A 25,586-nucleotide genomic window follows, 5' to 3' on the forward strand; every position below is an offset into this window, starting at 1 on the left:
CGATCGTGGACTCCATGGGTGACCCAGCATTTGAGGTTTCCCGCAAATCCAGATTCCCCGATATCACATCATGCTTTGATGCCCCACACAATCGATTCGCTTGCACGACCGGCACATTGCGGTCGTCGCATCCCAACCGGTTGGGCTCGCGAGAGGCCAGCATTCCCTAAGGTCGCAAACGCAACGATTCCCAACCATTGGGATAGCCCGGAATCGTGTCTGCGCAGCAGTGCGAACTTCGAACGGCGTGGTTACAGCAGAGCTTTGCCCATGGTTGCCCCTTCCGTCCAGCTTGCGGAACATACCACGGCGGCGTTCCCTATGTAACATAGGTCACGTTAATCGAGTGTCAAACAACCGCAAATTGGTTCGATCACAAGGACTCCGCAGTTCGCGATGGATCGACCGCGGGTGGACGATGAAAGGCCCTGCCGATCGGACTGGCCAACAACGCTGGCAACAGAATGAGATCGCCCACCAATGCCGTGGGTAACAGCACGATCATCATCACAGCAAACATACTTGTGGGTATGAATTCCGCCGGAACCAGAACCAACAACCCCGTGCAACAGATTAACGTGGTTTGCAGCATTGCAATCGAGCACCGATGGAACGCAGTGCGAATCGCGTCCTGGCGAGAATGCCCCTGAACGAGCGCACGGCGGTACCAGGTGAGGAAATGCAACGTGTCGTCGACGGCAATCCCCAAGGCAACGCTGGCGGTCAACATCGTTCCCAGTCCAATCGGGACCTGCATCCAACCCAACACTCCAAATACCGTCACTACGGGAGCGACATTGGGCAACATCGCCACCAATCCTGCCCAAAAGCTCCGCAACATCAACATCATCACGGGAGCCAAGATGGCAAACGCCAGTAAAATGCTGTCGGTCAGGTCATCCAACAATTCCCCCTGAGCCTCGTCGATCAACGGCAAGCCTCCAGTAAATTCGAGATGCACGGTATCGACGTCGTCTGCGAAAATCGCGCCGACGCGTTCGCGCAGATCGCCAATCACGGCCTTGTAGGGCCGCCCATCCATGTCGGGAACACGCACGTGAATCCGCCAGGACTCCCCCACGTCCGATTCGGCCAACCAACCTTGCGAAATAATCTCAGGCCGTGCCGCGTTGAACCGCGACTCAAAAGTCACCTGAGCCGCGATACCACGGATCCCCGATGGCTTCGGGATGCTGGGAGCGAACGTCAGCGCCGAAAGGGTCGTGACCACGCCATCGACGCTGCGCGCCTCACGCTCGGCGTCGCGGATTTGCGTCAGCCGATCGATCGGCCGCTGGGTGGAATCGGGATCGTAGCGCACGACCATTTCCAAGGATCCTTGCGGTCCGAGATGCTCGTTGATCCAAAGGTAATTGCGAACCAATTCGCTGTGCGGACGAAAGTTTTTCAGCAGATCCACGGTCGTCGTCGTACGCATCAATCCCCAACCAGCAACCGCCAATCCGATCACCCCAAGCGACAACAACAGGTTGTGGTACTTCAAAACCTTGCCGACGACAAAGTCCAACCATGGATCGACCTCCGTCGGCACTGCGATCGGCTTCTCCGACTTCACACACGGGCTCAGCGTCAGCACGGCGGCGAAGACTGCTAACAAAACGAAGAAGCCCACCACCACGGCCAGCGCCGAATAGATGCCAAAGTTTCGGATCGGTGAGAGATCCGATACGACTAAGCTGGCCATACCGATCGCCGTCGAGATCGACGCCAGCGCACAAGGTGTCCACCCCACCTGAACGGCGCGAAACCCAGCCTGCGCCGCACCGACTTCGCGTTGTGCATCACGATAATAGTTGGCTAAATGGATCGCTCCGGATACCGTCAACACATACAACAGCGTTGGCACCGCCACGAGAATCGCATTGATGCCGTTACTGGTGTAGTAGATCATCGCAATCCCGATCAGCGCACAGAACACCGCGGCAACCAGCACGACAAGCGTCAATCGGAGACTTCGCAGCAACCCTCCCACCACGATCAGCGTGAGCAATGCGGAGGGGAGGATGCAGCGCTTGATGGAACGATCGGTCGCCAAGTCGATCATCGACGCCTTGTAAACGCCCCCGGCCAATCGCAACTGGTCGCGTGACAAACCACACGCTTGTTGCGCGGTCCGAGTGATCGTATCGATTACCCGATGCGGCTGGGTGCCGCCCGATGGTGTCAACGTGATCAAGGCGGCAGTGGTCTGACGATCGGGGCCGAGCAACAATCGGTCGATCCGGCCAGCCGCCTGGCCGGGCCGCAATTTCGCAGGCCCCTGAATTAGTTCACGCATGGCTTCGGGCCCGGTGAGCACACGGTGCCAGATCGGATCGGGATCGTTGGCGGTGGCTTCTCGCAGCGCCGTTGCCAACGCGGCCAACCGTGGATCCCTCATCGTGCAACCGGGCCAGCTGACCAGAACGATTTCATCGCCACCGAACTGGTGAATGAACTGCTCGTAACGCTGCACCTCCACACGCCCTTCGGGAAGCCATTGGTGCATGTCGGTCGTATTGCTGTGGAGAAACAACAACGCATACAGCAGCACCGGAGACACGAGCACCAAAGCGGCAACCACGATCCATGACAACGTGCGCAGACGCAACTGCTGTCCAATGGACATCGAATTTTCCGCCTCTTCGTGAGGCAACGGTTCATTCACTGCGTCGGCTTTTCAAATTCAAAGATCCCGTATTTCATCGCCCCGGTGGCATACGCGATCCAGATCCGCGCGACACTCAACAGAAAGATTGCATGGCGGCTTTTAGACGAAAAGATGAACCGCCACCCGGCCCGCGAAAAGAAGCAAAACTTCACAACACGCCATACACAGATCGCCCAAGTTTTGCGAACCTGGCGGGTTACGTCCTCATATTTCACCTGACGCAGTCCCGCCGCTTCGGCCAACTGAGTATATTCGCTCGCCGCTCCCATGCTTGGCAGCCGGCCCTCGCGACAAATCGGTTCCAGCAGCCACCGCTGGGCCGTCGGCGAGGAGCGTTCGGCGGTCAGCCATGCCGTGATGCACGCCCGGCCGCCCGGCTTGAGCACTCGAGCGACTTCTTCAAAGTAGACATCTTTATGAGGAACATGCGCGATGCACTCGATCGATACCAGGCCGTCAAAAGATCCGTCGGCCAGTTGATTCGACTCCCAATTCCGCAATAAATACGTCGGGCTGTTGGTCGCGCGCGGCTGAGCGATCGCGTACTCATATTGGGTCGACGATATCGTCAGCCCCGTCATTTGAAAGCCGTACTTCTCGGCCAGGTACCGCGACGTCGCACCGTAACCGCAACCGACATCGCAAACCCTCGCCCCCGGCTGGAGCTCCAGTGGAAGCGCAATGCGGTGGATCAGGTTTTCAGTCGCCTGCAGTGGCGTTTCGTCCCCCTTGTGCCAATAGCCATGATGGAGGTGATCGCCCCACAACTGGCGATAGAAAACGTCCAAGTCGTCATAATGTCCCGAGACGTCGACGGCATCGATCGGAACACTCGATTCAATCATGGACTTCGAAACCCCGTTGGTATGATGCGACGACTCCTTGCCATTTATAAGATATCGCAGGAACGCTAGCGAGATGAATTCCCAGCAAGCCAAGGCCTACGCAAGCGACAGCACAGGATTCCGCCGAAAACCCTCGCGAACGCTCCGAAGGCATCCCCGCTGTGCCATGTTGTCGCAATTCACGGTATAACATGCCCATCCCATGGGTCACGGCGACCAGGCCACCGCGCGTCGGTTGCCTTCCATTGCCTAAAAACATGCCGATTCGACGACCCAACTGCACTTATCCGGGAACCGCCCCCACGAAATGAACGTCCAGAATCGTAGCAAAGCATCGGATGAAGAAGCGGAAGCTTCCGACGACGCCCTGATTGGCAGGGCGCTGGCCGGGGAAGCTTCGGCGTACGATTCGTTGGTGCGGCGACATGCGGGACGGTTGCTGACGATGATCCATGCTCAAGTGGGAAACCGCGACGATGCCGAGGATCTGATGCAGGAGACGTTGGCTCAGGCCTATTTTAAACTGAACACATTTGCTGGCAAAAGCAGCTTTTTTACCTGGATGTACCGGATCGCCTTCAATCTGACGATCACCAAGCGGCGGAAACGACGGCTGGAAAGCACGCACACCCAAACCAACATCGAACTGGCCCCGACGCCTCAAGACCCAGCCCGATCGGCCGACCAGCAGATGGCCGACGCCGAACAAGTCGACCGATTGCGGCACGCGATCGGATGCCTAGAAGCGGGGCGACGGACGGTGCTGGTCATGCGAGACATCGATGGCATGGATTATGCAGAAATCGCGGAAGTACTCGCCATCCCTAAGGGAACCGTCCGCAGCCGCCTGCACCGGGCCCGACTCGACCTGCGGGAATTGTTAACGCGAGAGCGGCCGAACGATGAAGATTGAAGTACATTGGCTCTGTCGAGCATCGGATCGTTGATCATGCAGTTTACTGAGGAAATGTTAACCGCCTACCTGGACGACGAATTGTCCGGGACCGAACGAGAAATCGTTGAACAGACGATCGACGCCGATCCCTCCTGCGCAGAACGGCTCCAAGAACTACGGACGATCCGCGACGCCGTCGCCCAACTCCCCCCGATCCGCCCCCTCGCCGATCCGGTTCTCGCGGTGCGGCAACGGATCCAAGCGAAGCAACTGGCAAGCAGCGCGGCGAGCGAACGGCGAGTGCAAGCATTTGGCAGACTGACCGTACTGGCCACCGCTGCCTGTTTGATGCTGGCGATCGGCGCCTATCTGTTGCGCAGCGAAGGTCCGAGCACCGGCCAGCCGAACGGAGAGATCATCGCTTCGGGAGCGGCGACCGGCGATCCTCAAATCACCGAATCGCTGGAACTGCGAGACGGTGTCGCTTTCGAATCTCAGCCCGCCGCTGCCGATGTGGGACTGCAACTTCAACGCGATTTCCAGTCGACCGAAGAAGCCGACGCGGCCCCCCAAATCAGCGCGATGGAACGCACGCAGCCCTCCCCCGAAGCCGAACTTGCCAAACCGCTTGCCGCCCCCCCGGCGACCTCCGCAATGCAACGCCAGTCGGCCGAACTCAACGGATCGGCGATGGGCATGGGAGGGATGCGACAGCGTTCGCGCGCCCAGCCGTACGCCGCTCGAACGGCCCCGCAAATCCAAGCCGACCGCGGCGCAGAAGGCTTCGGCCAGGCGATTCAAGACAATGCAACGGCTCCCGCCCAAGCAGCACGACGCTACTTCTATCGCGAGACCGATCTGAATACCGGGGAATTATCAACCACTGCCGACACCCCCCGGGTGGAATCCCCAATGGCGAAATCAACGCAGGCTCCCTTGGATTCGCAAGCCTCTCCCGCGACCGCGCCCCAGCGATCGATCGCCGCGGCGGCCGACAAGTTTGACGCCGCGCAGCGCCCCAACTCGGCCGCGAAAGACGACACGTTGCAGTACTCCAACCGCACGGGCAGCCCCGCAAAGAATCGGGTCGCCGATGCACCCCAACTGCAGCAATTCCAGAACCTGCAAATCCAGTCTTCCCCCGATTTAATAGCACCACAGCTAATCAAGATCCAGCAATTGCTAGCAGACCAAAACCTCATCTCCCAGCCGAATCCATCGAGCCGTGAAGAAGAGAAGCTTAAGGGGAACAACGACCCATTAAAGGAATCCGCCGCGACGGCCAACCAAGCGGTCCAGCTGATCATCAGCGGCCGCCCTGAAACACTTCAGCAAGTTGCCGAACAAATTTTGAAAACCGTCGCCGGACGGGAGCGAGGCAATTTGAAGACGACCTTCCAAACCTCCCCCTCCGATGACGCATCACCGATCTTGGTGATCGACCTGCTCCCCTAGAGTTCCTCTTCCAGCGACCTCGCGGCGACTCCCTCGCCCTCCGGCGTGAATTGATTTTCGGAAACGATTTTTCAACCAACGCGCCCCTCCGAAGAAGCCAGCATTCGCTAGCAACTTCCCCTCGCTTCGCGGCGGGAACAATGCCAACGGTTGGCAAAATTCTTTTTAAGAAATCTTCTTTTTAGCTAATTCTCTGCAGACGCTTGAACTGGACACTTAGGTCTTGCACAAAAAGGGCGTGCCCAAAAACCAGGCACGCCGGCCGGTGCCCACATCGAAGCACCCCTGCACGGATTCCGTGCACGAAAACAATGCAAGCACCTAAGTCGTGCTTGCAAAAGGGTTTACGCGATAGCGTTTGACGGCATCTGAATATGGTGGCGAGTCTGCGGGAGAGTCGAGGCGAAGGTGATGCCCGGCCACGCAGGACCACAACATTGCGACCTTCTTGCAAGGACGCTGTCTACAGCCACGGAGCGACGGATTGATGGTAAGCCACGATAACTTCAGTAACCCGACCCAGACATTGAATAACACCAACAACGACAACCGCTTTGCAAGCAATGAAGCCGCACCTGCCGCAGCAACTCCAAACCGCCTGACCTTGCCGCCGATGAACGATGGCTTGTCGCTGCAAGAACGCCCCGCCGAAGCAATGCGATTGGCTCAAGAAGCCTTCACCCAAACCTCCAATTGGATTGAGTTCTTCCGCGAGACTCTGGGCGTTGAAGGCTTCGTCCGCAAGCTGTTCCCCACGATGGAAGAGATGCAGTATTTCGAGGAGTCGCACGAGCACGGCCAGATCCAAGAAATGCTGACCGCCCTCCGCAGCCAGGACACCGGCAAGGGAGATACGCTGGAACCACAACGGATGATCACCGTCCGTTTGCCAAAGAGCCTTCACGAGTTCCTGCGAGTCCAAGCTGAGGAATTGGAACTGAGCATCAACAAGCTGTGCATCAGCAAACTGCTGCAGACCGTCGACGAAAAGATGGTCCCCGAAGAGCGTGGCGGACGCCGCGGCCGTCGCCCCGGCCCCCAAGGTCCTCGCAAGAAGAAGGAAGAAGAAGTCGCGACCGCACAGCCGACGCAACAGCCCTACGGCAGCCAAACGCCTTATGGCAACCACGCCCCTTATGGCAACCAATCGCCCTACGGTTCGCAGCCAACCCGCACGCCTCAACCCAACTCTTATCAGCAGCCACCACAACGCCCCCATTTTGGTTAAGCAACGCGAAATAGGGCCGGCATCAAAATGCCTTAAGGGCAGGTAGCCTACCTGCCCCTCCCGCTGGCGGTCCACCGGCGGGAGCGTGGTCTGGGCGATTCCGCCCCCTCCCAGAAATCGCTTGCCCGGGTAAGCTGTGGCTCGCCAACGCTGCGCCGTTTTCGCAACCGCAGCCGACAGCGGACTCGTGATCTTGCCCCACTGGCCGACAGGTATCTCGTCGGGCCCGACCTTCCCTCCACCCCATCGCCCACCACCATGAAGTCTCAATTCCCCGACGCGATGCTTGCGCGAATGCAGGCCTGCGGCGTTGTCGCGGTGATCGTGATCGACGAACCTCAACATGCCGTCCCTTTGGCCCAAGCCCTGCTGGCCGGCGGCATCCAAGCGATCGAACTGACCCTCCGCACTCCCGCGGCGCTCGATGCGATCGCCGCGATTGCCACGGAGGTTCCCGATGTCCTGGTCGGCGCCGGAACCGTCCTGACCACCGATCAAGTCGATGCGGTGATCGATGCCGGAGCCGCCTTCGCGGTCGCGCCCGGTTTGAACCGGCGAGTGGTCGAACGGTCGCAAGCCCGCGGTCTTCCGTTCGCCCCCGGAATTGTCACCCCATCGGATATCGAACTGGCGGTCGAACTGGGCTGCCGCGAGTTGAAATTTTTCCCCGCCGAACCGAGCGGCGGGATGCGCTACCTGAACAGCATGGCCGCCCCCTATGCACACCTTGGCCTCCAGTTCATTCCGCTGGGCGGATTGGATGCAAAAAACATGGCATCCTATTTAAGTAGTCCGCTGGTTCCCGCGATCGGCGGATCGTGGATCGCTCCGCGGAAATTGATTCAACAGAAAGCCTGGGCGGAGATTACCGAAAACGCAACCGAAGCGAGCCGCATCGTCGCCGCTACCCAAAACAAGGAAATCGCATGAGTAAGGTCGTCACGTTTGGTGAAATCATGGGTCGGCTGGCCCCTCCAGGCTTTCTGCGTCTGCCTCAAGCGATGCCGGGCTCTCTGGATGTCACCTTTGCCGGTGCCGAAGCGAACGTTGCCGCGTCGCTGTCGATCCTCGGGCTCGACGCCCACTTTGTCACGGCGCTGCCGAACAATCCGATCGCCGATGCCTGCGTCAATTCGTTGCGATCGATCGGGATCGATACGTCATCGATTCTTCGCAGCGACGTCGGCCGACTGGGCCTGTACTTTCTAGAGACCGGCGCCAACCAACGCCCCAGTCGCGTGATCTACGATCGCGACGGATCGACGATCGGGCAAACACCCGCCGATGCGTACGACTGGAACAAAATCTTCGACGGCGCCGATTGGTTCCATGTCACAGGAATCACCCCCGCCGTTTCCGAAGTGGCTGCGCAGGCGACGCTTCAAGCGGCCAAGCTGGCGAAACAGAAGGGGCTGACCGTCTCATGCGATCTAAATTTCCGCGGCAAGCTGTGGCGCTGGGACTCCTCCTCGACGCCTCACGAACTGGCCGGACGAACGATGCGACACCTGCTTCCGTTTGTCGATGTCCTCATCGCCAACGAGGAGGACTGTGGCGACGTGTTGCAAATTCGCGCCGCCGAAACCGACGTGGCGTCGGGAAAACTGAGTGCCGAGCGTTATCCCGAAGTCGCTCGCAACGTGGTCGAACAATTTCCCAACCTGCGCTATGTGGCCACCACCTTGCGCGAGAGCTTCTCCGCGACACACAACAATTGGGGAGCGATGCTGTACGACGCCAACGCCCAATCGGCCACCTTTGCCCCGCAAACCGATGGTCAATATGAACCCTATTCGATTCGCAATATCGTCGATCGCGTGGGAGGCGGGGATTCGTTTGCTGCCGGCCTAATTTTCGGCCTGCTGCACGACGATTACCAAACCCCGAAAGCTGCGTTACAATTTGCCGTGGCCGCTTCCTGTTTGGCGCATTCGATCATCGGCGACTTGAATTTTTCCAGCCGCGAAGAAATCGATGCGTTGGCCAAGGGAAGCGCCAGCGGTCGCGTCGTCCGATAGGCCTCCCGCACCCCAAGCATCATGTCCGAACCATCTTCCTCCTCCCTGAATTCCTCCACGCCCGATTCGGAGCGGAAGCATCCGATCGACGCGGTTCACTTTGTCCACCACGCGATCAAGCATGCAATCCGCGACACCGCGGCACAGCAGTCGGGCAACGTAACCGGAGAGGGACTGTGCCGGATCCTGCTGGAACTGGCGGTCGACGAATTTGGTGGCGAGGGAGCCAACGTGCTGAAGCAGTGGAACATCCAGACCAGCGACGACGTGGGCCTGATCGTCGTCCGGATGCAGGACGCCGAAGTCGAGGAAGCTCGTCGCGTCGATCAGAATTCAAACTTCGCCGGCTGGTTCGATCTCGACCAGCCCGCCGAGCAGTGGAATCTGAAGTGGTAGCGTCGGCCGCTTTGGCCGATTTCGCATCGCTCACTTGTTCATCAGGAAGTGTTCAAAGAACGCGTAGACCACGGCGTTCGATTCGGCGTTGGGGGAGTGGTCGGGACGGTTGGTCATCGCCACGCGGTTCTCGTAGCCCAGCATTCGATTGACGGCGATCGTGTGATTGAGTGCCTGCCAGCGCTGAGGTGGATCTTCCGAACCGCCCGAAACCAGGAAGGGTCTCGGCGCCATCAAGGCGTGCAGTTCATGCAGATCGCGCCCCTGCTGCATCAATTTTGGATAAAGCCCGTAGGCCGGATTGCTGTCGGTGATCAGCCCCCGTTTCCGCCACGGGCGCGGATGATACCCGAGGTACCAGGGTTCCCAGTAGTTCACGCTGTTCCGCGCGTTATCGAATACGATCCCCGGATCGGACCAGACCGCACAGGCGAAGCGATCGAACAGGCACGATGCAAACATCGCCCACTTGCCGCCAAAGGAATGACCGACGATTCCAATCCGATCGGCGTCGACCTCGGGGCGTCGCGCCAGCGCGTGCCACGCATTGGCCGCCGCGTAGCCGAGCATCGACAGCGGCTGCACTTGGGCATCATCCAGGCTGGGGTAATACAAACCGTAGGTCTTCGCCGCTGAGGCGTCGGTGGTTCCAATCGATAGAACAACAAAGCCACGCCGCGCCAACTGAAGTGCAAAGTCGCGACCTGCCTTCCCAAACCCAATCGCGGTCTCGGGTTCGTAAAAGACGGTGATCACCGCAGGCCGCTCCCCTTCGCCATCGGGAATCAACAGATAACCTTCGGTCGACTCTTCGGGCAACCAGCGGAAGCGGACCTTGTGCTGCACAAAATTCTCTCTCCGCTCCGAAGCGAGCACCTCGAGATCCTGATCTTCGATCAGCGCTGGCCACTGCCCCATCAGACCTTCCCATTGCCGGAGGATCTCCGCGCGGCGGCGCTTCCAGTCGGATTGGTTTTCAACCATCGTGCCGTCGTTAAACTGGAGCGGCGAGCGAAAGGCTCCCATGTCGCCTTGCCAGTCTGCAGGCGGCGTGAAGTAGCGAGCGATGCTTGCAGGGGGCTGACGGTCTTGAGCTGTCAGCGAGGCGGCCGAGAGGGCGAGCAGGAACAGAGGAATCCAACGTTTCATAGGTGGGGTCTCTTGGAGGCGGAGGGATTGGATGTCGGCGATTTCTCACACGACAAGGCGGGGGAAAGCGGCGTATTGTTTCAATAAACGGCCGCAATCAGCGGGAAGGGCTCGCGCGACGGTGCCCGAAGGCTGCGTGAGATCGCGCGACAAAAAAGGAAGGAAATCATGGCGGATCAATCATACAACAGTTTACCTCGCGGCTGTATGGTCGGCTTTGCCATGCCGTTTGTACTGGTTGGGGTAGCTGCGACGGGGTTTCTTTATTGGAACACCTACCAATCCTATCGGGCGCATTCGTGGGTCGAGGTGCCCGCGACGATCCTCAACGCCAGCTTAAAGACGCACCGCGGCGGCGACAGCACAACCTACAGCGTCGAAACTCGCTACCGTTACGATTTTTTGGGGAAGACCTACCACAGCGAGCGCGTCAGCTTCAGCCCCTTCACTTCCGATGGCGATCGCAAATGGAACCGCGCCTTGTCCCGGCGGCTGAAACGCCACGTCCGCGACAAGACACCCTATCCCTGTTTCGTCGATCCCTCGGCGCCGCAAAACGCGGTCCTGGAACGCGATTCGCGGTTCTCGCTGATGCTGCTGCTTTCAGTCTTTGGACTCGCCTTCGGTGGCGCCGGGATCGCGATGCTATTCCATGATCGCAATCTACCCTGGCACGAGAAACGCCGGCAGATCGCTCAGGCTTCCGGCCAGATGTGGCGATTGCGCAGCGACTGGGAAGCGGGCGAAATCAAGGTCTCACCGCTGCATCGGTTATGGCATTCGCTTCCCTGGCTGGTGCTGCTGAGTCTGTTGTCGCTGCCGACGATTCTTTTGCTGCCGCAAGAATTCCAGCGTGGAAGTTGGTGGGCCTACCTGGGATTGATCGGCCCGTTGGCGATTGCGATCGCAGCGGTCAAAGTGTTCACCGCGATCTGGCATCAGATCACTCGAGGCGATTCGCGCATTCAACTGGCAACCGTGCCGGGAGTGATCGGCGGCCCCGTGACCGGGATCATCCACAGTTCGCGTAAGCTGAACATGTCGACCGGCGTTCGAGTTACGCTGCGCTGCGATTGCACGTCAAAATACCGCGGCGAGATGCGGTCGAGCGCCGTCACCGAGACGCGCTGGCAGGATGAACAAACGATCCTCACCGATCTGAAGTCCTCCGATGCCAACGCATCGGCGGTACCGTTCGATTTTGTCGCCCCGTTCGACCTCCCCGATTCGGCGCCGCTGGACGACGACAAGGTCGTTTGGATCTTAACGGCGAAAGGGTTGGACGCCGGATCTCCACTGGACATCACCTGCGAACTGCCGGTCTACAAGACGGCCGACAGCAGTGAAGACCTGAAGCGTCCCGAGAGTCTTGTCACCGACTTCAGCGACCCCGATCAGTCCGACGACATCCTGTTGGAATCGGGAGTCCGCATGGTCGATGAAGGGGTGCGGAAGCGATGGTGGATCACGGGGCAGAAGACGTTGTCGGGGATCCTAACGCTGCTGGTCTTCGCTGGCGGTTTCAACCTCGCCGCCTTTCTGATCTTTCACTACGAGGGACCTTGGTTCATCGGAGTGGTCTTGGGGCTGATCGGATTCCCGCTGGCACTCGGCTTCATCCACACGATGCTTTGGCGCTGCCGGATCGAAACCGCAGCGGGGATGGTGCGCATTCGCAGCGGAATGATTCCGCTGGCTCGCTGGAAAAACATCCCCTTGGATGACATCGATCGCTTGTCGATCCGGCAGACGACCCGGGTGAACGACAATGCGTATTTCGAGGTCTATTTCCAGGCTCGCAATCGCAAACCGATTACCGTGGGCAAAGGGATCCACCGCAAGCATCGGGCGCAACAATACGCCACTGCGTTATGGCGGCAGGTGATCGGCAGCGAGCCGCCCGGAATCACAACCCGCCGTTTTGGTGACGACAAAAAGCGGTAGCCGTTACGGTGAGACTTGAGCCGGCACGCCGCCAAACGGAAGCGTTTGGGAATTCGGCGGCAACGGAACAGCCGTCGGCGGCATGGCGGTCGGCGGCAACGGTGTCGCGACGCCGGTGCGCGTTTGGGATCGCAGTTGGTCGGCACGCGCGGCAATCACATCGGCGGGCTCGCTGACGCGCGGGACCATCTTGGTGTCGATCACCCGTTCGTCGCGGACCTCAAACGGCCACAACGTCTCCGCGATGAAATCGATACCCGGCAACTGGTACCAAGGGGGATTGATCTTATGCCGCAGCGTTTGGGTTTCGTAACCGTCGCGTTCAACGCGGACCTCACGGGTTCCGTAATAAACGAACGGGGTTGCTGCGGGAGAATTGCCGATAACCTGATTGTCGACCGATACCAACGCACCGGGGGGATCGGTACGGACCATCAGCCGACGACGCACACATCCCGACGAAATCAGGACGATCACGACAACTAAAACGTTCATCGATAAAGTGCACCGAGGCCCCAAACCATTCATAGCTTGCCTTAATATAGGACTGCCTGCGTCCCCCGTTTCCGCAGAATTCGGTGGCAGTGTAGTAATATGGCCGGCTCGCTCGCCAGACCGATTGCCCGCTAGGTGATCGGCAGTGAACTAAATACAATAGGTTTCGGCCGCGACACGGGGCTAGCAAACGCACATTCCGAAAAGAGGGCTGATCCCATCGAACACGCTATCTTGTCCGACGTAGGCATGCGTCGCGCGAACAATCAGGATTCCGCCGTCGTCCAGATATCCGACTCGCCCGATCGATGGCAGCGACGCGGACACATGTTTGTTGTGGCCGATGGGATGGGTGCGCACGCCGCGGGAGAATTGGCTAGCAAATTAGCTGTCGAACAGATCCCACACCACTACTTCCGCCCTTCCGACGCTCCGGTGCCCGAAGCGCTTCGCAAAGCGATCCTAGAAGCCAATCAAGAGATCTACCAGCGAGGCCAACAAAACCCGGAGTTCCACAACATGGGAACCACCGGCAGCTCCCTGGTCCTTGGCCCCGAAGGCGCCTGGGTAGGGCATGTCGGCGACAGCCGCGTCTATAGACTGCGCAAGCAATCGCTGGAACAACTGACCTTCGACCACAGTCTGGTCTGGGAGATGGAAGCCGCCGGCCCGATCGACAAGAAGCTCAGCCGCAACATCCCCAAAAACGTGATCACTCGTTCGTTGGGCCCCAATTCCCAAGTGATGGTCGACGTCGAAGGCCCTTGGCCGCTGCAAGCCGGCGACACGTTTCTGCTGTGCAGCGACGGCCTGACCGGGCAAGTCGACGACGTGGAAATCGGCGTGTTGATGGATTGCCTTCCCCCCAAGGATGCCTGTCGCGTGATGGTCGACCTCGCCAATCTTCGTGGCGGCCCCGACAACATTACGATCATCATTGTCCGCGTTGACGATGCGGAAGTCGTCGCTAGCGGCGCTCGAAATTCCTCCCCCTCGCATCGCAAGCCGCTCCAAATTTCGATGCCGCTAGCAATGATTGCCGGCACGTGCCTGCTCGCGGCAATTGTGTTTGCCTTGCTGGGCAGCTACGGCCCTGCCGCTGCAGCGGGATTGGTTAGTGGCATCGCCGGACTCCTGACGCTGATCGGTGTCGGCAGCCCCAAGCAAGCCGCTTCCCCAAGCTCCAACACCCCGCGAAGCACCACCAGCCCCTACCGCCGGTACGACTGTTCCGACAGCCGTCCACTGATTCGGAACCTGATCGGTACCGTCAACGCACTCCGCGACGCGGCCGCGGAAAAGAAGTGGTCCGTCGATTGGAGCGAAATCAACGCATTGGAATTCAAGTCCAAGCAGGCACAGCAAAATGGTTCGCCACGGGAGGCGGTCACTCTTCAGTCCGAGGCGATTATCGCCACGATGGAACAATTGCGCGAACAGCACCGCCGTCAGGCCAGCGATTCGACGATCGACTTCTAATATACGACTTCTAATTTACGGCCGACGCGCGGACGATCGGATCGCCCATCTTTTGAAGATTCACACCAGGTAGGGACTCGATTGTTCTTGCCTCGAGATTTTGCTTCCTGCTACACTCCGCAGCCATTTGTCTCATCTTTGCGGAGGGTCGCGCGTGCTCCGATATTTAAGAATCCGAACGAAACTGCTGATTGCCCTCGGCTTGCTGTGCGCGATTGTCTTGACACTTTCGGTTGGCGGTTTTCTTTCGATCTACGCTTACCGGCAACTCGCCAGCAGCGTCAGTGATCGTGCGGCCGAACTTCCGCTGACCAGCTCGTTGACTCGCGACGTCGAACAACTGCGGAACACCTACCACCACATTCACGACCATTCCAGCAGCGAAAATCCGCTAGCCCGAATCTCGTTGACCAACGAGCGCGAACAATTCCGAACCTGCGTAGCCGACGTCCGCTCTTCGGCCAATGCGTATCGGTCGGAATTGGATGCTGGCGACGATGTCTCGTCGCTGCTGTCGGACCGATCGCGTGAGCGACATACGATCGACGCGATGCTCCGTGGGCTCGAACGGATCGACGAGATCGTCCGCGCCGAAAACTGGGCGCTCAAAGAAATCGACTACGCACGCCTGGAAATCGAACTCGACAGCTTGGCCGATTCGGCGCAACAACTGCCCACCTTTCTGCAGCAACACATGCTTAGCCTGCGCGAGGATGTTCGCGTCTTCTACCGCATGGTCATCGGCTGGATGTGGGGATGTTCGATCTTGGCGTTTGGGATGTTTGCCGCGCTGATTTTCCTGTTCCATCGGGTCGTGGTAAAACCGTTTGGCATGCTGTTGAAGGGAAGTCGGACGATCAGCGAAGGGGCCTTCGATCACCGCATCGAACTGGGCACGGGAGACGAATTGGCGGAACTCGCCCAGTCGATGAACGACATGACGTCGCGGTTCCTGAGCACCGAATCGGAACTGAAGAACGTGATCGCGGGCAAAGAAGAGGAGATCTGCAAGCGAACCAATGAAGCGATCCGAAACGAACAACTGGCCAGCGTTGGGTTCTTGGCCGCCGGGGTCGCGCACGAGATCAACAATCCGTTGGCATCGATCGCGTGGAGCGCTGAAGCGTTGGAATCCCGATTGCACGACCAGCTGTACGATACCGATTCGACCGAACCGTTGAACGACGACCAATTGTCCACGTTGCGAACCAATCTGCGGCGGATTCAAGACGAAGCCTTCCGTTGCAAAGGGATCACCGAACACCTGCTCGATTTCAGCCGCTTGGGGAATGTCAAACGAGAACCGACCGACCTGAAGCACTTGGTCGAAGATGTCGTCGCGATGGTCGGAACACTGGGCCAATACCGCTGCAAGACGATTCGCTTGGATTGCCCCGAAGAGGTCAATGCGGCGATCAATGGCCAAGAGATCAAACAGGTCGTCCTCAATCTGTTGACCAATGCGTTAGAGAGTGTCGATACCGACGGCGCAATCGACGTGCGACTGCGACAACGGGGCGATGTCGCCGTGATGACTGTCGAAGACGATGGTTGCGGCATGGACGATCATGTCCAAACCCATTTGTTTGAACCCTTTTTCACCAGCGGCAAAGAAGGCCAAGGCACCGGATTGGGCTTGAGCATTTCCTACCGAATCGTCCAACAGCACGGCGGCCGGATGACCGCACAAAGCGAAGGACCGGGACGGGGCGCCCGCCTAGAAGTCACACTCCCTTTAAAACAAACCGTGGAAACCGATGTCCAAAAAAACGCAGCCTAGTGGTTTATCGATCCTGTTCGCTGACGATGAAACCGGCTTGCAAGAACTGATGCGGGCCGAATTGCCGCGGATGGGTCACACCGTCACGATTTGCCCCGATGGCTTAACCGCTTTGGCAGCTGTCGAAAAGCAGGCCTACGATTGCCTCATCGTCGATCTGGACATGCCCGGCATGAACGGGATCGAAGTCCTACAGCGGACCAAAGAATTGCAACCGACGTGCGAAGCGATCGTGTTGACCGGCAAATCGACCACCGAATCGGCGATCATCGCAGTCAAATGTGGCGCTTTCGATTATCTGACCAAGCCGTCGCGGCTGGCCGACCTGGCAACGCTGTTGGGCCGTGTGGCCGAACGACGTCAGATCAGCAAACAGATGTCTGCGTTGCAGCTGCGTTTGCGTCGCGCCGAAGGGGACCCGCAACTGATCGGCAAGCATCCATCGATGCAACGTGTCAGCCAATTGATCGCCAAGGTGGCCCCCACCGAAAGCACCGTCCTGATCCGCGGCGAGACCGGCTGTGGCAAGGAACTAGTGGCACGTGCGGTCCACGATCAAAGCCGCCGGGCGAATGAATCGTTTGTGGCGATCAACTGTGGCGCGCTTCCCGAAAATCTGATCGAAAGCGAATTGTTCGGTCACTGTCGCGGTGCATTCACCGGCGCCGATGCCGCGCGGACAGGCTTGTTTCAAGTTGCCGATGGCGGCACGATTTTCTTGGACGAGATCGGCGAACTGCCGTTGGCGATGCAAGCCAAGCTGCTGCGTGTCTTGGAATCGCGTGAGATCCGCCGCGTGGGTGACAGCCAAGTTGAAAAGATCGATGTCCGCGTTGTCTGCGCCACCCACCGCAATTTGGAAGAAATGGTCGAGAAAGGGGAGTTCCGGGAGGACCTGATGTTCCGGATCAACACCTTTGAAATCGAAGTTCCGGCGCTCCGCGAACGGGCTAGCGATATTCCTGAATTGGCAGGGCACCTGCTGCGCCGCTTCAATACGGAAAATCTGACCGATGCGGAGCTGTTCACGCCCGAGACGATGACCGCGCTGATGGCGCATGTCTGGCCGGGGAACGTTCGCGAACTGGCCAATGTGATTGAACACGCGGTGATTTTGTGCGATTCGCTGCCGATTCGTCCCGAGCACTTACCGCGTCACTTTGGCGACCGACAACTGCGGAAAGAGCTACGCAGTTCGAGTCCGATGAGCCTGCGAGAGATGGAGAACGTTGCGATCGAACAGGCGTTGGTGCGTCACGACGGCAACAAGTCAGCGGTCGCCGCGGAACTGGGCATTAGCCTGAAAACCCTGTATAACAAGCTGAACACGGTTGCCGCGGAAAAACAATCCGCGTAACCCTCGCGACGCCGATGCGTCGGACTTTGGCTGCCGCAGGTGACTTTTAATGAATATCGATTCCGACCCGCGCGCCGCCAGCGATCGCACCGTGGCGGGTTCCGTCTCGCACCTGCGTGTGGTTTCGGATTTGGAAGCGGCGGAATTGGCAGCCGAGATTCCAATCGGATCTCCGTTCGCTCCCGGCACGGCGTTACCGTTGGAATGGGTCGGGCAAACGATCTCGTTTGAAGCCGGCGTGTGGCGGGAAACCATGCTCGGCGGATTGCTCGCTTCACTGATCATGATCGTCTTTGGACTCGGGTCGCTGGCGACCTTTCCCATCGGATCGACAATCATCGCCAGCGGCGGGTGTCTTCTCGGCGCGATGGCCTTGGCAACACGCAGACCAACTCTGGCCATGGCCGCCACGATGGGCAATCTGATCGTATTGGCGATTGGATTGATGCGCGCGTTTGCCTAATGCCTATTCGCTGTCGCTCAGTTCGCGAACGAACGTGACATCCGGCTTCGAGCGTGCTTTGACTTTGCAGAACTCGGCAACATAACGCTGCACCGATTTCTGTTCGGGAACTTTGAAGCGATCCCCTTTCTGAAGGATCGGCTTGTATTCATCCATCTCACCAAATTGACGTGTTCCCGCCGCCTGGCAAGGAAACCAATGAGGTGTGCCACTGGCATCGTGCAGCATGAATTCTGGGTAGCAATGTCCAGGGATCCAGACCATCCGCGCGGGGATCTTTTTAGCGCGACAGATCGCGACAAACAAACTTGTCAATTCTTCGCAATCGCCGTAGCCATCGTCGAGCGCTTCGACGGCGGTTTTGATTTCGCCTTCGCGATACTCGACATGATCGCGGACCCAATCATAGATCTGTTCGACCTGTTGCCATGGGGTTTGGTCGTCGGTCGCCGGCAATTCGTTCACGATCTTGCGGATCTTGCCATGCCGTGGATCGATGTAGGGACTGCTGCCAAGAAAAACACGCTCCTCGCGTTCGACCTTTTGAGGAATCACAAGATCGTTGATTTCCCCCACGTTTTTTATCCGTGACTTGGTCACTTCAAAGGTGAACAGCGCGTCCGAAGCGGTGTTGGGGGGAACGTTGACCATCCGAACCAACACCTGTTTGGCACCGCCCAGCATGTCGCGTGTATCCCAGCGATCGACATAACGGCTGAGACTCTGGTCGACGACTTGGACGTTTTGCTCGGGCCATTCGGTTGGGACCGGAAAGGTTGCGTAGATCTCTTCGCACAACGATCCGGCGGTCATCACTTTCACGCCGACTTGCCACAATTGTTTTTCGGGAGCCACGAACTCCAACCGCGCGTCGTCGGCCGTCGCGGTTGTCTCTTGCCCAACCGCGGAGGGCGCACAGCAAGCCGCGGCGACTAATAGCAGCGAACGTCGCGACAGAGGCGCATGGGTGGAACCCAACGATCGCCGAAGATCGTGACCAAGCGTAGGGCGTGGTTGGGGCTGGCGACGAGGATGGATGGGATAAGTCATCGGGCGCGGCCTGTTTCGGATAGGAACAATAGTGCACTTCGGTGACAGCGGCTGTTCGACGACCGCTACGCTCCGAACACGCAGCACAATCCATTTTGGTGGCACGGCCAAGTTGACCGGCTTTCTCTATGCTGATCTGAAGAGATGCGGTTGTCGAGTCCGATGACAACCGTATTGCACTGCGAAATAATCGCACGGATCGCAAACACGGTCCGAGCAAGTTTAGTTGTTCGCCGGTTGTGGCAGTTGAGGTGCGGGAGCCATGTTGGTTCCAGGACCGTTGGGAACGACATAACCGCCGTCGACATATTGTCCAGGTTGCGGAACCCCTTGGCTCGATTGCCAACCGCCTTGGTAGCCATAGTCATTATAAGACCCAATCCCGTTGGAATACCCATCGGTAACCACACCGCCTGCGTACCCCGAATAGGAATCGGTTCCACAACCGCATCCGGCTTCCATGGCCGGAGCGTAGTCGTACGCTGGAGTGGCTGCCGCGGCACAAGCCGCACCACAGGGAGCGCCAACACCACTACAAAAGCCGTTCCCCATGCCGGTGCAGCCGGTCAATGCGGCCAACGAAACAACAGCTACAAGCGTTACAAATCGTGCATTCATTGTTCTCACCTAATCCCTAATTTTGAGTTAAAAACCGTGCAGCTTCTTTAAGCCGCACAACTCTAGGTTGTGGGATTACGCGTGCAAGCAAGAATGAGGTTTTTTTGCAACATCATTGTCAGGTTTGATGCAACGGAGAAAGGTGCGGTGCGTTTTGTAAACATCCCGCGGTCATCGAACCGTATCGATGCTTTGCAATCGATAGGTTTCCGATCGCTCGCGACCATGGCGTTCGCGTCGATATTGATGATTCTTAGTGCCAGCGAAGGCCATGCGCGGATGCTTCGTGACGGGGACGAATATTGGGTCCTCAACACACGTTGCATCAGTAGCGCTGCCTGTTGCGCTAACCTAGAAAATCCGAATCTCAAAGTATTTCGATACCATCAGGGTCGGGGCCTCCAACACGATAGTGTCGATGGTTTGTATTCACGTGTCGCCGAAGATCGTTCGTACCTCAACGTGATCTACTTTCACGGGAACCGCTTTACCGCCCAAGAAGCAATCGATCGATCGTTACGGATCTACCGTTACGTGAATCGACGTTGCCACAACCAAACCAAGATCCGTTGGATTTTGTGGAGCTGGCCCAGCGATCCGATCCTGAATCCGCTGACCGATGTTCGATCCAAAGCCGATCGGGCCGATACCCAAGCATTATATGCCGGTCGGGTGCTGCAACACTTCCCCGCCCCTGATCGGTTAGAAATGGTCGGCTACAGTTTCGGTGGACGGATTGTTACCGGCGCCCTGCACACGGCTGCCGGAGGTGCGATTAAAGGCCGTACGCTCCCAGGGCAACCGCTGCTAGGCGCTCGAATCGGCATCCACCTGGTGGCTCCGGCGCTCGACCGGCACTGGCTGGGACGCGGTCAGATGCACGGCAAAGCGGTAGAGAACATCGGCGCCATGAACCTTTTTTATAATAGTAGGGACCGAGTCCTCAGCCTGTATGCGATGGTCAGCAAGTACCACAATCCAACGGCACTCGGGTTTGCCGGACTCGGACCGCTGGCTAAACGATCGGATCAACTGCCGATTGAGATTCACGCCAAAGATTGTGGCGGATCCGTGGGAATTCTCCACGACGAACTGAAGTATTTCGAACCCTGTTGCAATGCAGCTGAGATGATCGCGGCGTCGCTTGAGATCAACGAAGCCGAAACGATTCAACTGACGATTGCCAATTAGTTTTCCACCACCGCGCGTTTCGCGGCGGATGTACGTCGATTGCGACGCGAGCCCCGCCGGTCCAGCCGTCTTGACGAACCCATCGGGGCGCCCCATTCTGTTGATAAAACCTTTTCCCTCCGATCGACGGTTAATTTCTCATGTCTGATGCTCCGCATAAAATTTCGCACTCGACGGTTAGCACGCTGCATCACATTCATAAGAAGTTGACCGAACTGAACAGCCAAATCGGTCGTGGCCCACGCCAACTACAAGCGGGGATTAAGGCGATCGAAACGTTAAAAGCCTCCGAACAACAAGCCAAGGATGCGCTGCAACAGGCCAAGATCGCGTGCGATCGAAAACAGTTGCAATTGAAAGAACGCGAACAACGGGTTGCCGATCTCAAAGCCAAATTGAACACCGCGGCAAGCAATCGCGAATTCCAAACCTTCAAAGAACAGATCGCTGCCGACCAACAAGCCAACGGCGTATTGGCCGATGAAATCCTCGAAGCGATGGAAAAGATCGATGAATTGGGGCGGGAATTGAAACTCCGCACCGAAGATTTAAATCAACGCGAAGCGGACCATGCGTCGTTACAAAGCGAAGTCGATGCGCGGGTGTCGGTCGCCACTGCCGAACGCGAACGTGTCATGGAGGAACTCGCGGTCGCCGAAGAACAGCTTCCCGACGATGCGGTCGAGATCTACCAACGCTTGATTCGCAGCCATGGTGAAGATGGATTGGCGCATGTCGAAGGTCAATCGTGCGGCAACTGTGGCGCTACCTTTGCCCCCCAAGTCCTGAACCGATTGATGTTGTCCCACTTCATCTGTTGTCCCACCTGCGGGGCGATCCTTTACATGACCGCCGATTCGGTTTCCGAATAACCCCTTCCCGATTGTTGGGCCGTTTGCACCATGAATTCCAAATTTGGCCAACGACATCACGCACTGCCAGAGACGCTCAGCAAGTCGGTGTTGACGATGCAGATCATCTCGATCGCTTTACTGTTTGGCGCGATCAATATCTCGGTGATCCTGGTTGTGATGACAATGCTCCGCGACGATGCGGTCCTCAAAACCAATCTCGAACCGCTGGTGATTGTCGTCATGGCCGTTGCAATGCTGAGCACCGCCGTTTCGGTGATTTTACCGTCGATGCTGCGACGGTCGGCCGAACAGCACGCTTCGCGGGCTCGCAAATTACGCGACGACGCGAACCATCCGACGATCGATCCCATGGCTCCACTGACCGAACCCGAAGCGTTGATGTTGGCCCGTTACCAAACCGCGCACATCGTGGGTGCAGCGTTGTTGGAAGGCCCCGCCATGCTGGCGACCGTCGTGTTTTTCTTAACATCCAACGCGATCTGCCTGGGCATCGCCGTCTTCATGATCCTGTTGTTGGCAACGCGTGTCGCCACACAGGGCAAAGTGGTCACGTGGATGGAACAAACGATTCGCCACGCGGCCTAAACCGGTCGCAACGCATCGCGGAGAATCTGCACCGGATGTTCGGCTTTGCGGCCGGTGCCATCGGCGATCTGATGACGGCAACTGGTCCCCGGCGCGGCGATTAGGTTCTCCGCCGGTTCCTTGCGAACCGTTGGAAACAAAACCAATTCGCCGATTTGCATCGACAAATCGTAGTGCTCTTGCTCGTATCCGAAGGATCCCGCCATGCCGCAGCACCCCGACGGAATCAATCGCACGGTGTAGTTCCGTGGCAATTGAAGCATCCGCACCGTGGGTGCCAGCGATGCCAAAGCCTTCTGATGACAGTGACCATGCAAGCGGATCGTCCGCTGCGTATCGGTGAACGCGTCGGACGGAATCCGCCCCGCATCCATCTGCCGCGCCAAAAATTCATCGATCATCAAGCAGTGTTCACTCATCTTCACTGCCGCGTCTCGCAGGTCGCCGCGGACCAGTTCCGGGTATTCGTCGCGAAAGCTCAGCAGCGCCGACGGCTCGACACCAACCAACGGAAGGTCTGCGCTGACGCGATCCTTCAAGAGACGGACGTTCTCTTCGGCAACCTCCCGCGCCTGCCGCAGCAATCCCTTGGACAACGCTGCCCGTCCGCTCTCGCGATGCTCGGGAATCTCGACAGCGTACCCCAATCGTTCCAACAACTCGACCGCCGCGATCCCGACGGGCGTATCGTTGTAATTGGTGAATTCATCGCAGAACAACAGCACGCGGCCGTTTTTCCCCGCTGCCGCGTGCGGGGTATGCTTGGCGAACCAACGACGCAGCGTTGTTCGGTGCATCGTTGGCAGCGAACGCTTTTCGGCAAAACCGGCGAAGCGTTTGAAAATCCGCGAGGTCACGGGATTGCGGACGATGAAGTTGAACATCCACGGGGCGATCGCTGCCATCTGGCTGTTGCGGGCAAAGTTTGCGATCAATTTGGCCCGCCGAGGAACGCCATGCGCATCGTAATAGCCTTGTTGAAACTCTGCCTTCAGTTTGGCAACATCGACGTTCGACGGACACTCTCGCTTACAGCCCTTGCACGACAAGCAAAGATCCATCACCTGACGGACCTCTTCACTGTCAAACGGGAATCGATCCCCATCGGCTGCCGTCAAAACATGCCTCAGCATGTTCGCCCGCGCCCGCGTCGTGTCCTGTTCGTTGCGAGTCGCCATGTAACTAGGGCACATCGTGCCGCCGGACAGCTGCGTCTTGCGGCAGTCTCCCGAACCGTTGCACAGCTCAGCCGCACGCAACACGCCTTCGGTACCGCTGAAATCCAGCACCGTTGGAATCTCCGGCGTCGCCTGCCCCGGCTTGTATCGCAGGCTTGAATTCATCGGCGGCGTATCGACGATCTTGTTAGGATTGAAGCGATTCTCGGGATCCCACAACCGTTTGATCTGCCGGATCACTTGGTAGTTTTTCGCACCGATCATCTGTTCCAGAAACTCACCACGCAATCGGCCATCGCCATGTTCGCCACTAAGCGACCCGCGATATTCTTTGACCAAATCGGCGATCTCCTGCGCGACCGCGCGAAACTGTTGGTTCCCGGCGTCGGTCTTGAGGTTGATAATCGGCCGCAGATGGATCTCCCCCGATCCAGCGTGCGCGTAGTGCACACACTCCAATCCATGTTTGGTCTTCAGCCGGCGATTAAATTCCGCAATAAACTCGGGCAGGTCTTCGATCGCAACCGCGGTATCCTCGATCACGGCACAAGGTTTCGCATCGCCGACCACGTTGCTGAGAATCCCCAAGCCCGCTTTGCGGAGATCCCACACTTTGTTCGTGTCGTCTCCGGTTAAGACAGGAAAATGATACCCCAACCCGGCCGCTTTCATCTCCGTCGCCAACCGCTCCGCCGCGGCAACGGCCTGTTGATCGGTGTCAGCACGGAATTCAATCGCCAGAATCGCTCCCGGCGTTCCGTCGACAAAACTCATGTTGGCGCGTTGCTCCCGATTGCGAGCCGCACCGCTGAGAACAAAGTGATCGACCAGTTCGCACGCATGTATCGAATGCTTGACCGCCAACAAAGTCGCTCGTAGCGATTCGTCGACCGATACGAAATGCGGGCACAATAGCGCCGACGCCGGTGGCGGCAACGGCAGGCAACGCACTTTGATCTCGGTGGCGAAGAACAGCGTTCCTTCGGACCCCGCCAACAACTTGCAAAAATCGAACGGTTTTTCGCTCGGCGCGTCGGCCGGTGCCAACGGCGATGCATCCATCAATAGATCGACAGCATATCCCGTGTTGCGTCGCGGAATCTGTGGCTTGGGAAATTCGCGATCGATCTCTTCGCGAACCTCCGGTTGACTCAAAAGATCTCGAATCCCGCGATAGATCTGCGACTCCAACGAATCATTCTCCAGAGCGCATTTCGCCGCAAAGTCTTCGTCGCTGAGCGCGGTGAAGGTCGCTTCGCTGCCATCGCTCAAGAACCCACGGACTTCCAAAACGTGGTCGCGAGTACTGCCGTAGACGATCGAATTCGATCCACACGAATTATTGCCAAACATGCCGCCCAACATCGCTCGATTCTGAGTCGACGTCTCGGGACCAAACAGCATCCCATGCGGTTGCAACGCCATGTTCAATTCGTTGCGAATCACTCCCGGCTGCACACGTGCCCACCCCGCTTCGCGATCGATCTCGAGGATCTGCGTGAAGTGGCGGGAGATGTCCACGACGATCCCCGCGCCGACGACTTGGCCGGCCAACGAGGTGCCGGCGGCTCGCGGGATCAGGCCGATCTTGTGCTCGGCGGCAAACAGGATCAACTGCCGCAGATCGGCTTCGGTTTTGGGAATCGCCACCGCCAACGGGGTTTCTTGATACAGCGACGCATCGGTCGAATAGACGGTGCGCGCGACCGTGTCGATACGCAACTCCCCTTCGAGCTGTGACTGCAATGCGACAAGCGACGACTGAAGACGATCTTGCATGGGTTCGATCTACTACTCTCGCAGGACCTCGCGCCCTGCCCAAATCACAGGTGGGAAATAAACTCGTGCCGGACAGCTTCGCCGATGCACACCGCCGCGAAGCACGCCATCACGAGTGGTCTTTTAAAGGTGGGA

At 58.3% G+C, this 25,586-nt stretch carries 21 protein-coding genes; 14 read left to right on the plus strand and 7 right to left on the minus strand.

Going from position 1 to position 25,586, the window contains the following annotated elements; genetic code table 11:
- Nucleotides 1–373: 373 nt before the first annotated feature.
- Nucleotides 374–2,668 (minus strand): efflux RND transporter permease subunit, encoded by a 2,295-nt coding sequence (locus Poly24_RS18090; RefSeq protein WP_231753210.1) that lies wholly within the window; start codon nucleotides 2,666–2,668, stop codon nucleotides 374–376.
- Nucleotides 2,665–3,516: an SAM-dependent methyltransferase gene (locus Poly24_RS18095; RefSeq protein WP_145098609.1), complete on the minus strand. Its 852-nt coding sequence runs from the start codon at nucleotides 3,514–3,516 to the stop codon at nucleotides 2,665–2,667. Before Poly24_RS18095 ends, Poly24_RS18090 begins: the two co-directional genes overlap by 4 nt.
- A gap of 307 nt (nucleotides 3,517–3,823) precedes the next feature.
- Here Poly24_RS18095 and Poly24_RS18100 point away from each other — a divergent pair, with 307 nt between their 5' ends.
- The 6 genes from Poly24_RS18100 to Poly24_RS18125 all read left to right on the plus strand — a co-directional run bounded on the left by Poly24_RS18100 (nucleotide 3,824) and on the right by Poly24_RS18125 (nucleotide 9,508).
- The gene (locus tag Poly24_RS18100; protein WP_145098612.1) at nucleotides 3,824–4,429 is read left to right on the plus strand and encodes an RNA polymerase sigma factor; all 606 of its coding nucleotides are present in this window, start codon (nucleotides 3,824–3,826) and stop codon (nucleotides 4,427–4,429) included.
- 36 nt (nucleotides 4,430–4,465) lie between these two features.
- The gene (locus tag Poly24_RS18105; RefSeq protein WP_145098615.1) at nucleotides 4,466–5,866 is read left to right on the plus strand and encodes an anti-sigma factor family protein; all 1,401 of its coding nucleotides are present in this window, start codon (nucleotides 4,466–4,468) and stop codon (nucleotides 5,864–5,866) included.
- A 487-nt stretch (nucleotides 5,867–6,353) separates the two neighbouring features.
- Entirely contained in the window at nucleotides 6,354–7,094 is a 741-nt protein-coding gene (locus Poly24_RS18110) for a sulfur globule family protein (RefSeq protein ID WP_145098618.1), read from the plus strand.
- Between the two features lie 258 nt (nucleotides 7,095–7,352).
- Nucleotides 7,353–8,024 carry a bifunctional 4-hydroxy-2-oxoglutarate aldolase/2-dehydro-3-deoxy-phosphogluconate aldolase gene (locus Poly24_RS18115; protein ID WP_197452001.1) on the plus strand — a complete coding sequence of 224 codons (672 nt, stop codon included), beginning with the start codon at nucleotides 7,353–7,355 and terminating at the stop codon, nucleotides 8,022–8,024.
- A complete protein-coding gene (locus Poly24_RS18120) occupies nucleotides 8,021–9,112 on the plus strand; it encodes a sugar kinase (protein WP_145098621.1) in 1,092 nt (363 codons plus the stop codon). Before Poly24_RS18115 ends, Poly24_RS18120 begins: the two co-directional genes overlap by 4 nt.
- Before the next feature lie 21 nt (nucleotides 9,113–9,133).
- Nucleotides 9,134–9,508, plus strand: coding sequence for a hypothetical protein (locus tag Poly24_RS18125; RefSeq protein ID WP_145098624.1), 375 nt, complete (start codon nucleotides 9,134–9,136; stop codon nucleotides 9,506–9,508).
- Between the two features lie 30 nt (nucleotides 9,509–9,538).
- On the opposite strand, the gene Poly24_RS18130 is transcribed toward Poly24_RS18125, so the two are convergent.
- Complete coding sequence (locus Poly24_RS18130; RefSeq protein ID WP_145098627.1) at nucleotides 9,539–10,657, minus strand: prolyl oligopeptidase family serine peptidase; 1,119 nt, start codon at nucleotides 10,655–10,657, stop codon at nucleotides 9,539–9,541.
- 168 nt (nucleotides 10,658–10,825) lie between these two features.
- Between Poly24_RS18130 and Poly24_RS18135 the strand changes: the two genes are divergently transcribed.
- On the plus strand, nucleotides 10,826–12,601 hold the full coding sequence (locus tag Poly24_RS18135; RefSeq protein ID WP_145098630.1) for a DUF3592 domain-containing protein: 1,776 nt from the start codon (nucleotides 10,826–10,828) through the stop codon (nucleotides 12,599–12,601).
- A 3-nt stretch (nucleotides 12,602–12,604) separates the two neighbouring features.
- On the opposite strand, the gene Poly24_RS18140 is transcribed toward Poly24_RS18135, so the two are convergent.
- A complete protein-coding gene (locus Poly24_RS18140) occupies nucleotides 12,605–13,096 on the minus strand; it encodes a PEGA domain-containing protein (protein ID WP_231753211.1) in 492 nt (163 codons plus the stop codon).
- Between the two features lie 234 nt (nucleotides 13,097–13,330).
- On the opposite strand from Poly24_RS18140, the gene Poly24_RS18145 reads away from it, so the two are divergent.
- The 4 genes from Poly24_RS18145 (at nucleotide 13,331) to Poly24_RS18160 (ending at nucleotide 18,175) form a co-directional block, all read left to right on the plus strand.
- A complete protein-coding gene (locus Poly24_RS18145) occupies nucleotides 13,331–14,575 on the plus strand; it encodes a PP2C family protein-serine/threonine phosphatase (protein ID WP_231753212.1) in 1,245 nt (414 codons plus the stop codon).
- Between the two features lie 154 nt (nucleotides 14,576–14,729).
- A complete protein-coding gene (locus Poly24_RS18150; RefSeq protein WP_145098636.1) occupies nucleotides 14,730–16,355 on the plus strand; it encodes a sensor histidine kinase in 1,626 nt (541 codons plus the stop codon).
- Nucleotides 16,333–17,712, plus strand: coding sequence for a sigma-54-dependent transcriptional regulator (locus tag Poly24_RS18155; protein ID WP_145098639.1), 1,380 nt, complete (start codon nucleotides 16,333–16,335; stop codon nucleotides 17,710–17,712). The genes Poly24_RS18150 and Poly24_RS18155 overlap by 23 nt, the downstream gene beginning before the upstream one ends.
- A gap of 49 nt (nucleotides 17,713–17,761) precedes the next feature.
- The gene (locus tag Poly24_RS18160; protein WP_145098642.1) at nucleotides 17,762–18,175 is read left to right on the plus strand and encodes a hypothetical protein; all 414 of its coding nucleotides are present in this window, start codon (nucleotides 17,762–17,764) and stop codon (nucleotides 18,173–18,175) included.
- Between the two features lie 3 nt (nucleotides 18,176–18,178).
- Here Poly24_RS18160 and Poly24_RS18165 read toward each other — a convergent pair whose 3' ends face one another.
- Both Poly24_RS18165 and Poly24_RS18170 read right to left on the minus strand, forming a co-directional pair.
- On the minus strand, nucleotides 18,179–19,225 hold the full coding sequence (locus Poly24_RS18165; RefSeq protein WP_145098645.1) for a transglutaminase-like domain-containing protein: 1,047 nt from the start codon (nucleotides 19,223–19,225) through the stop codon (nucleotides 18,179–18,181).
- A 222-nt stretch (nucleotides 19,226–19,447) separates the two neighbouring features.
- The gene (locus Poly24_RS18170; RefSeq protein ID WP_145098648.1) at nucleotides 19,448–19,843 is read right to left on the minus strand and encodes a hypothetical protein; all 396 of its coding nucleotides are present in this window, start codon (nucleotides 19,841–19,843) and stop codon (nucleotides 19,448–19,450) included.
- A 423-nt stretch (nucleotides 19,844–20,266) separates the two neighbouring features.
- Between Poly24_RS18170 and Poly24_RS18175 the strand changes: the two genes are divergently transcribed.
- The 3 genes from Poly24_RS18175 to Poly24_RS18185 all read left to right on the plus strand — a co-directional run bounded on the left by Poly24_RS18175 (nucleotide 20,267) and on the right by Poly24_RS18185 (nucleotide 22,494).
- Nucleotides 20,267–21,034, plus strand: a complete 768-nt coding sequence (locus Poly24_RS18175; protein ID WP_145098650.1) for a hypothetical protein — start codon at nucleotides 20,267–20,269, stop codon at nucleotides 21,032–21,034.
- Between the two features lie 140 nt (nucleotides 21,035–21,174).
- Nucleotides 21,175–21,906 carry a zinc ribbon domain-containing protein gene (locus Poly24_RS18180; protein WP_145098653.1) on the plus strand — a complete coding sequence of 244 codons (732 nt, stop codon included), beginning with the start codon at nucleotides 21,175–21,177 and terminating at the stop codon, nucleotides 21,904–21,906.
- 30 nt (nucleotides 21,907–21,936) lie between these two features.
- The gene (locus Poly24_RS18185) at nucleotides 21,937–22,494 is read left to right on the plus strand and encodes a hypothetical protein (RefSeq protein WP_145098655.1); all 558 of its coding nucleotides are present in this window, start codon (nucleotides 21,937–21,939) and stop codon (nucleotides 22,492–22,494) included.
- On the opposite strand, the gene Poly24_RS18190 is transcribed toward Poly24_RS18185, so the two are convergent.
- On the minus strand, nucleotides 22,491–25,451 hold the full coding sequence (locus Poly24_RS18190; protein WP_145098658.1) for an FAD-binding and (Fe-S)-binding domain-containing protein: 2,961 nt from the start codon (nucleotides 25,449–25,451) through the stop codon (nucleotides 22,491–22,493). The genes Poly24_RS18185 and Poly24_RS18190 overlap by 4 nt on opposite strands.
- Between the last annotated feature and the right edge of the window lie 135 nt (nucleotides 25,452–25,586).

The sequence above is a fragment of the Rosistilla carotiformis genome, from assembly GCF_007753095.1.
Lineage (GTDB): Bacteria > Planctomycetota > Planctomycetia > Pirellulales > Pirellulaceae > Rosistilla > Rosistilla carotiformis.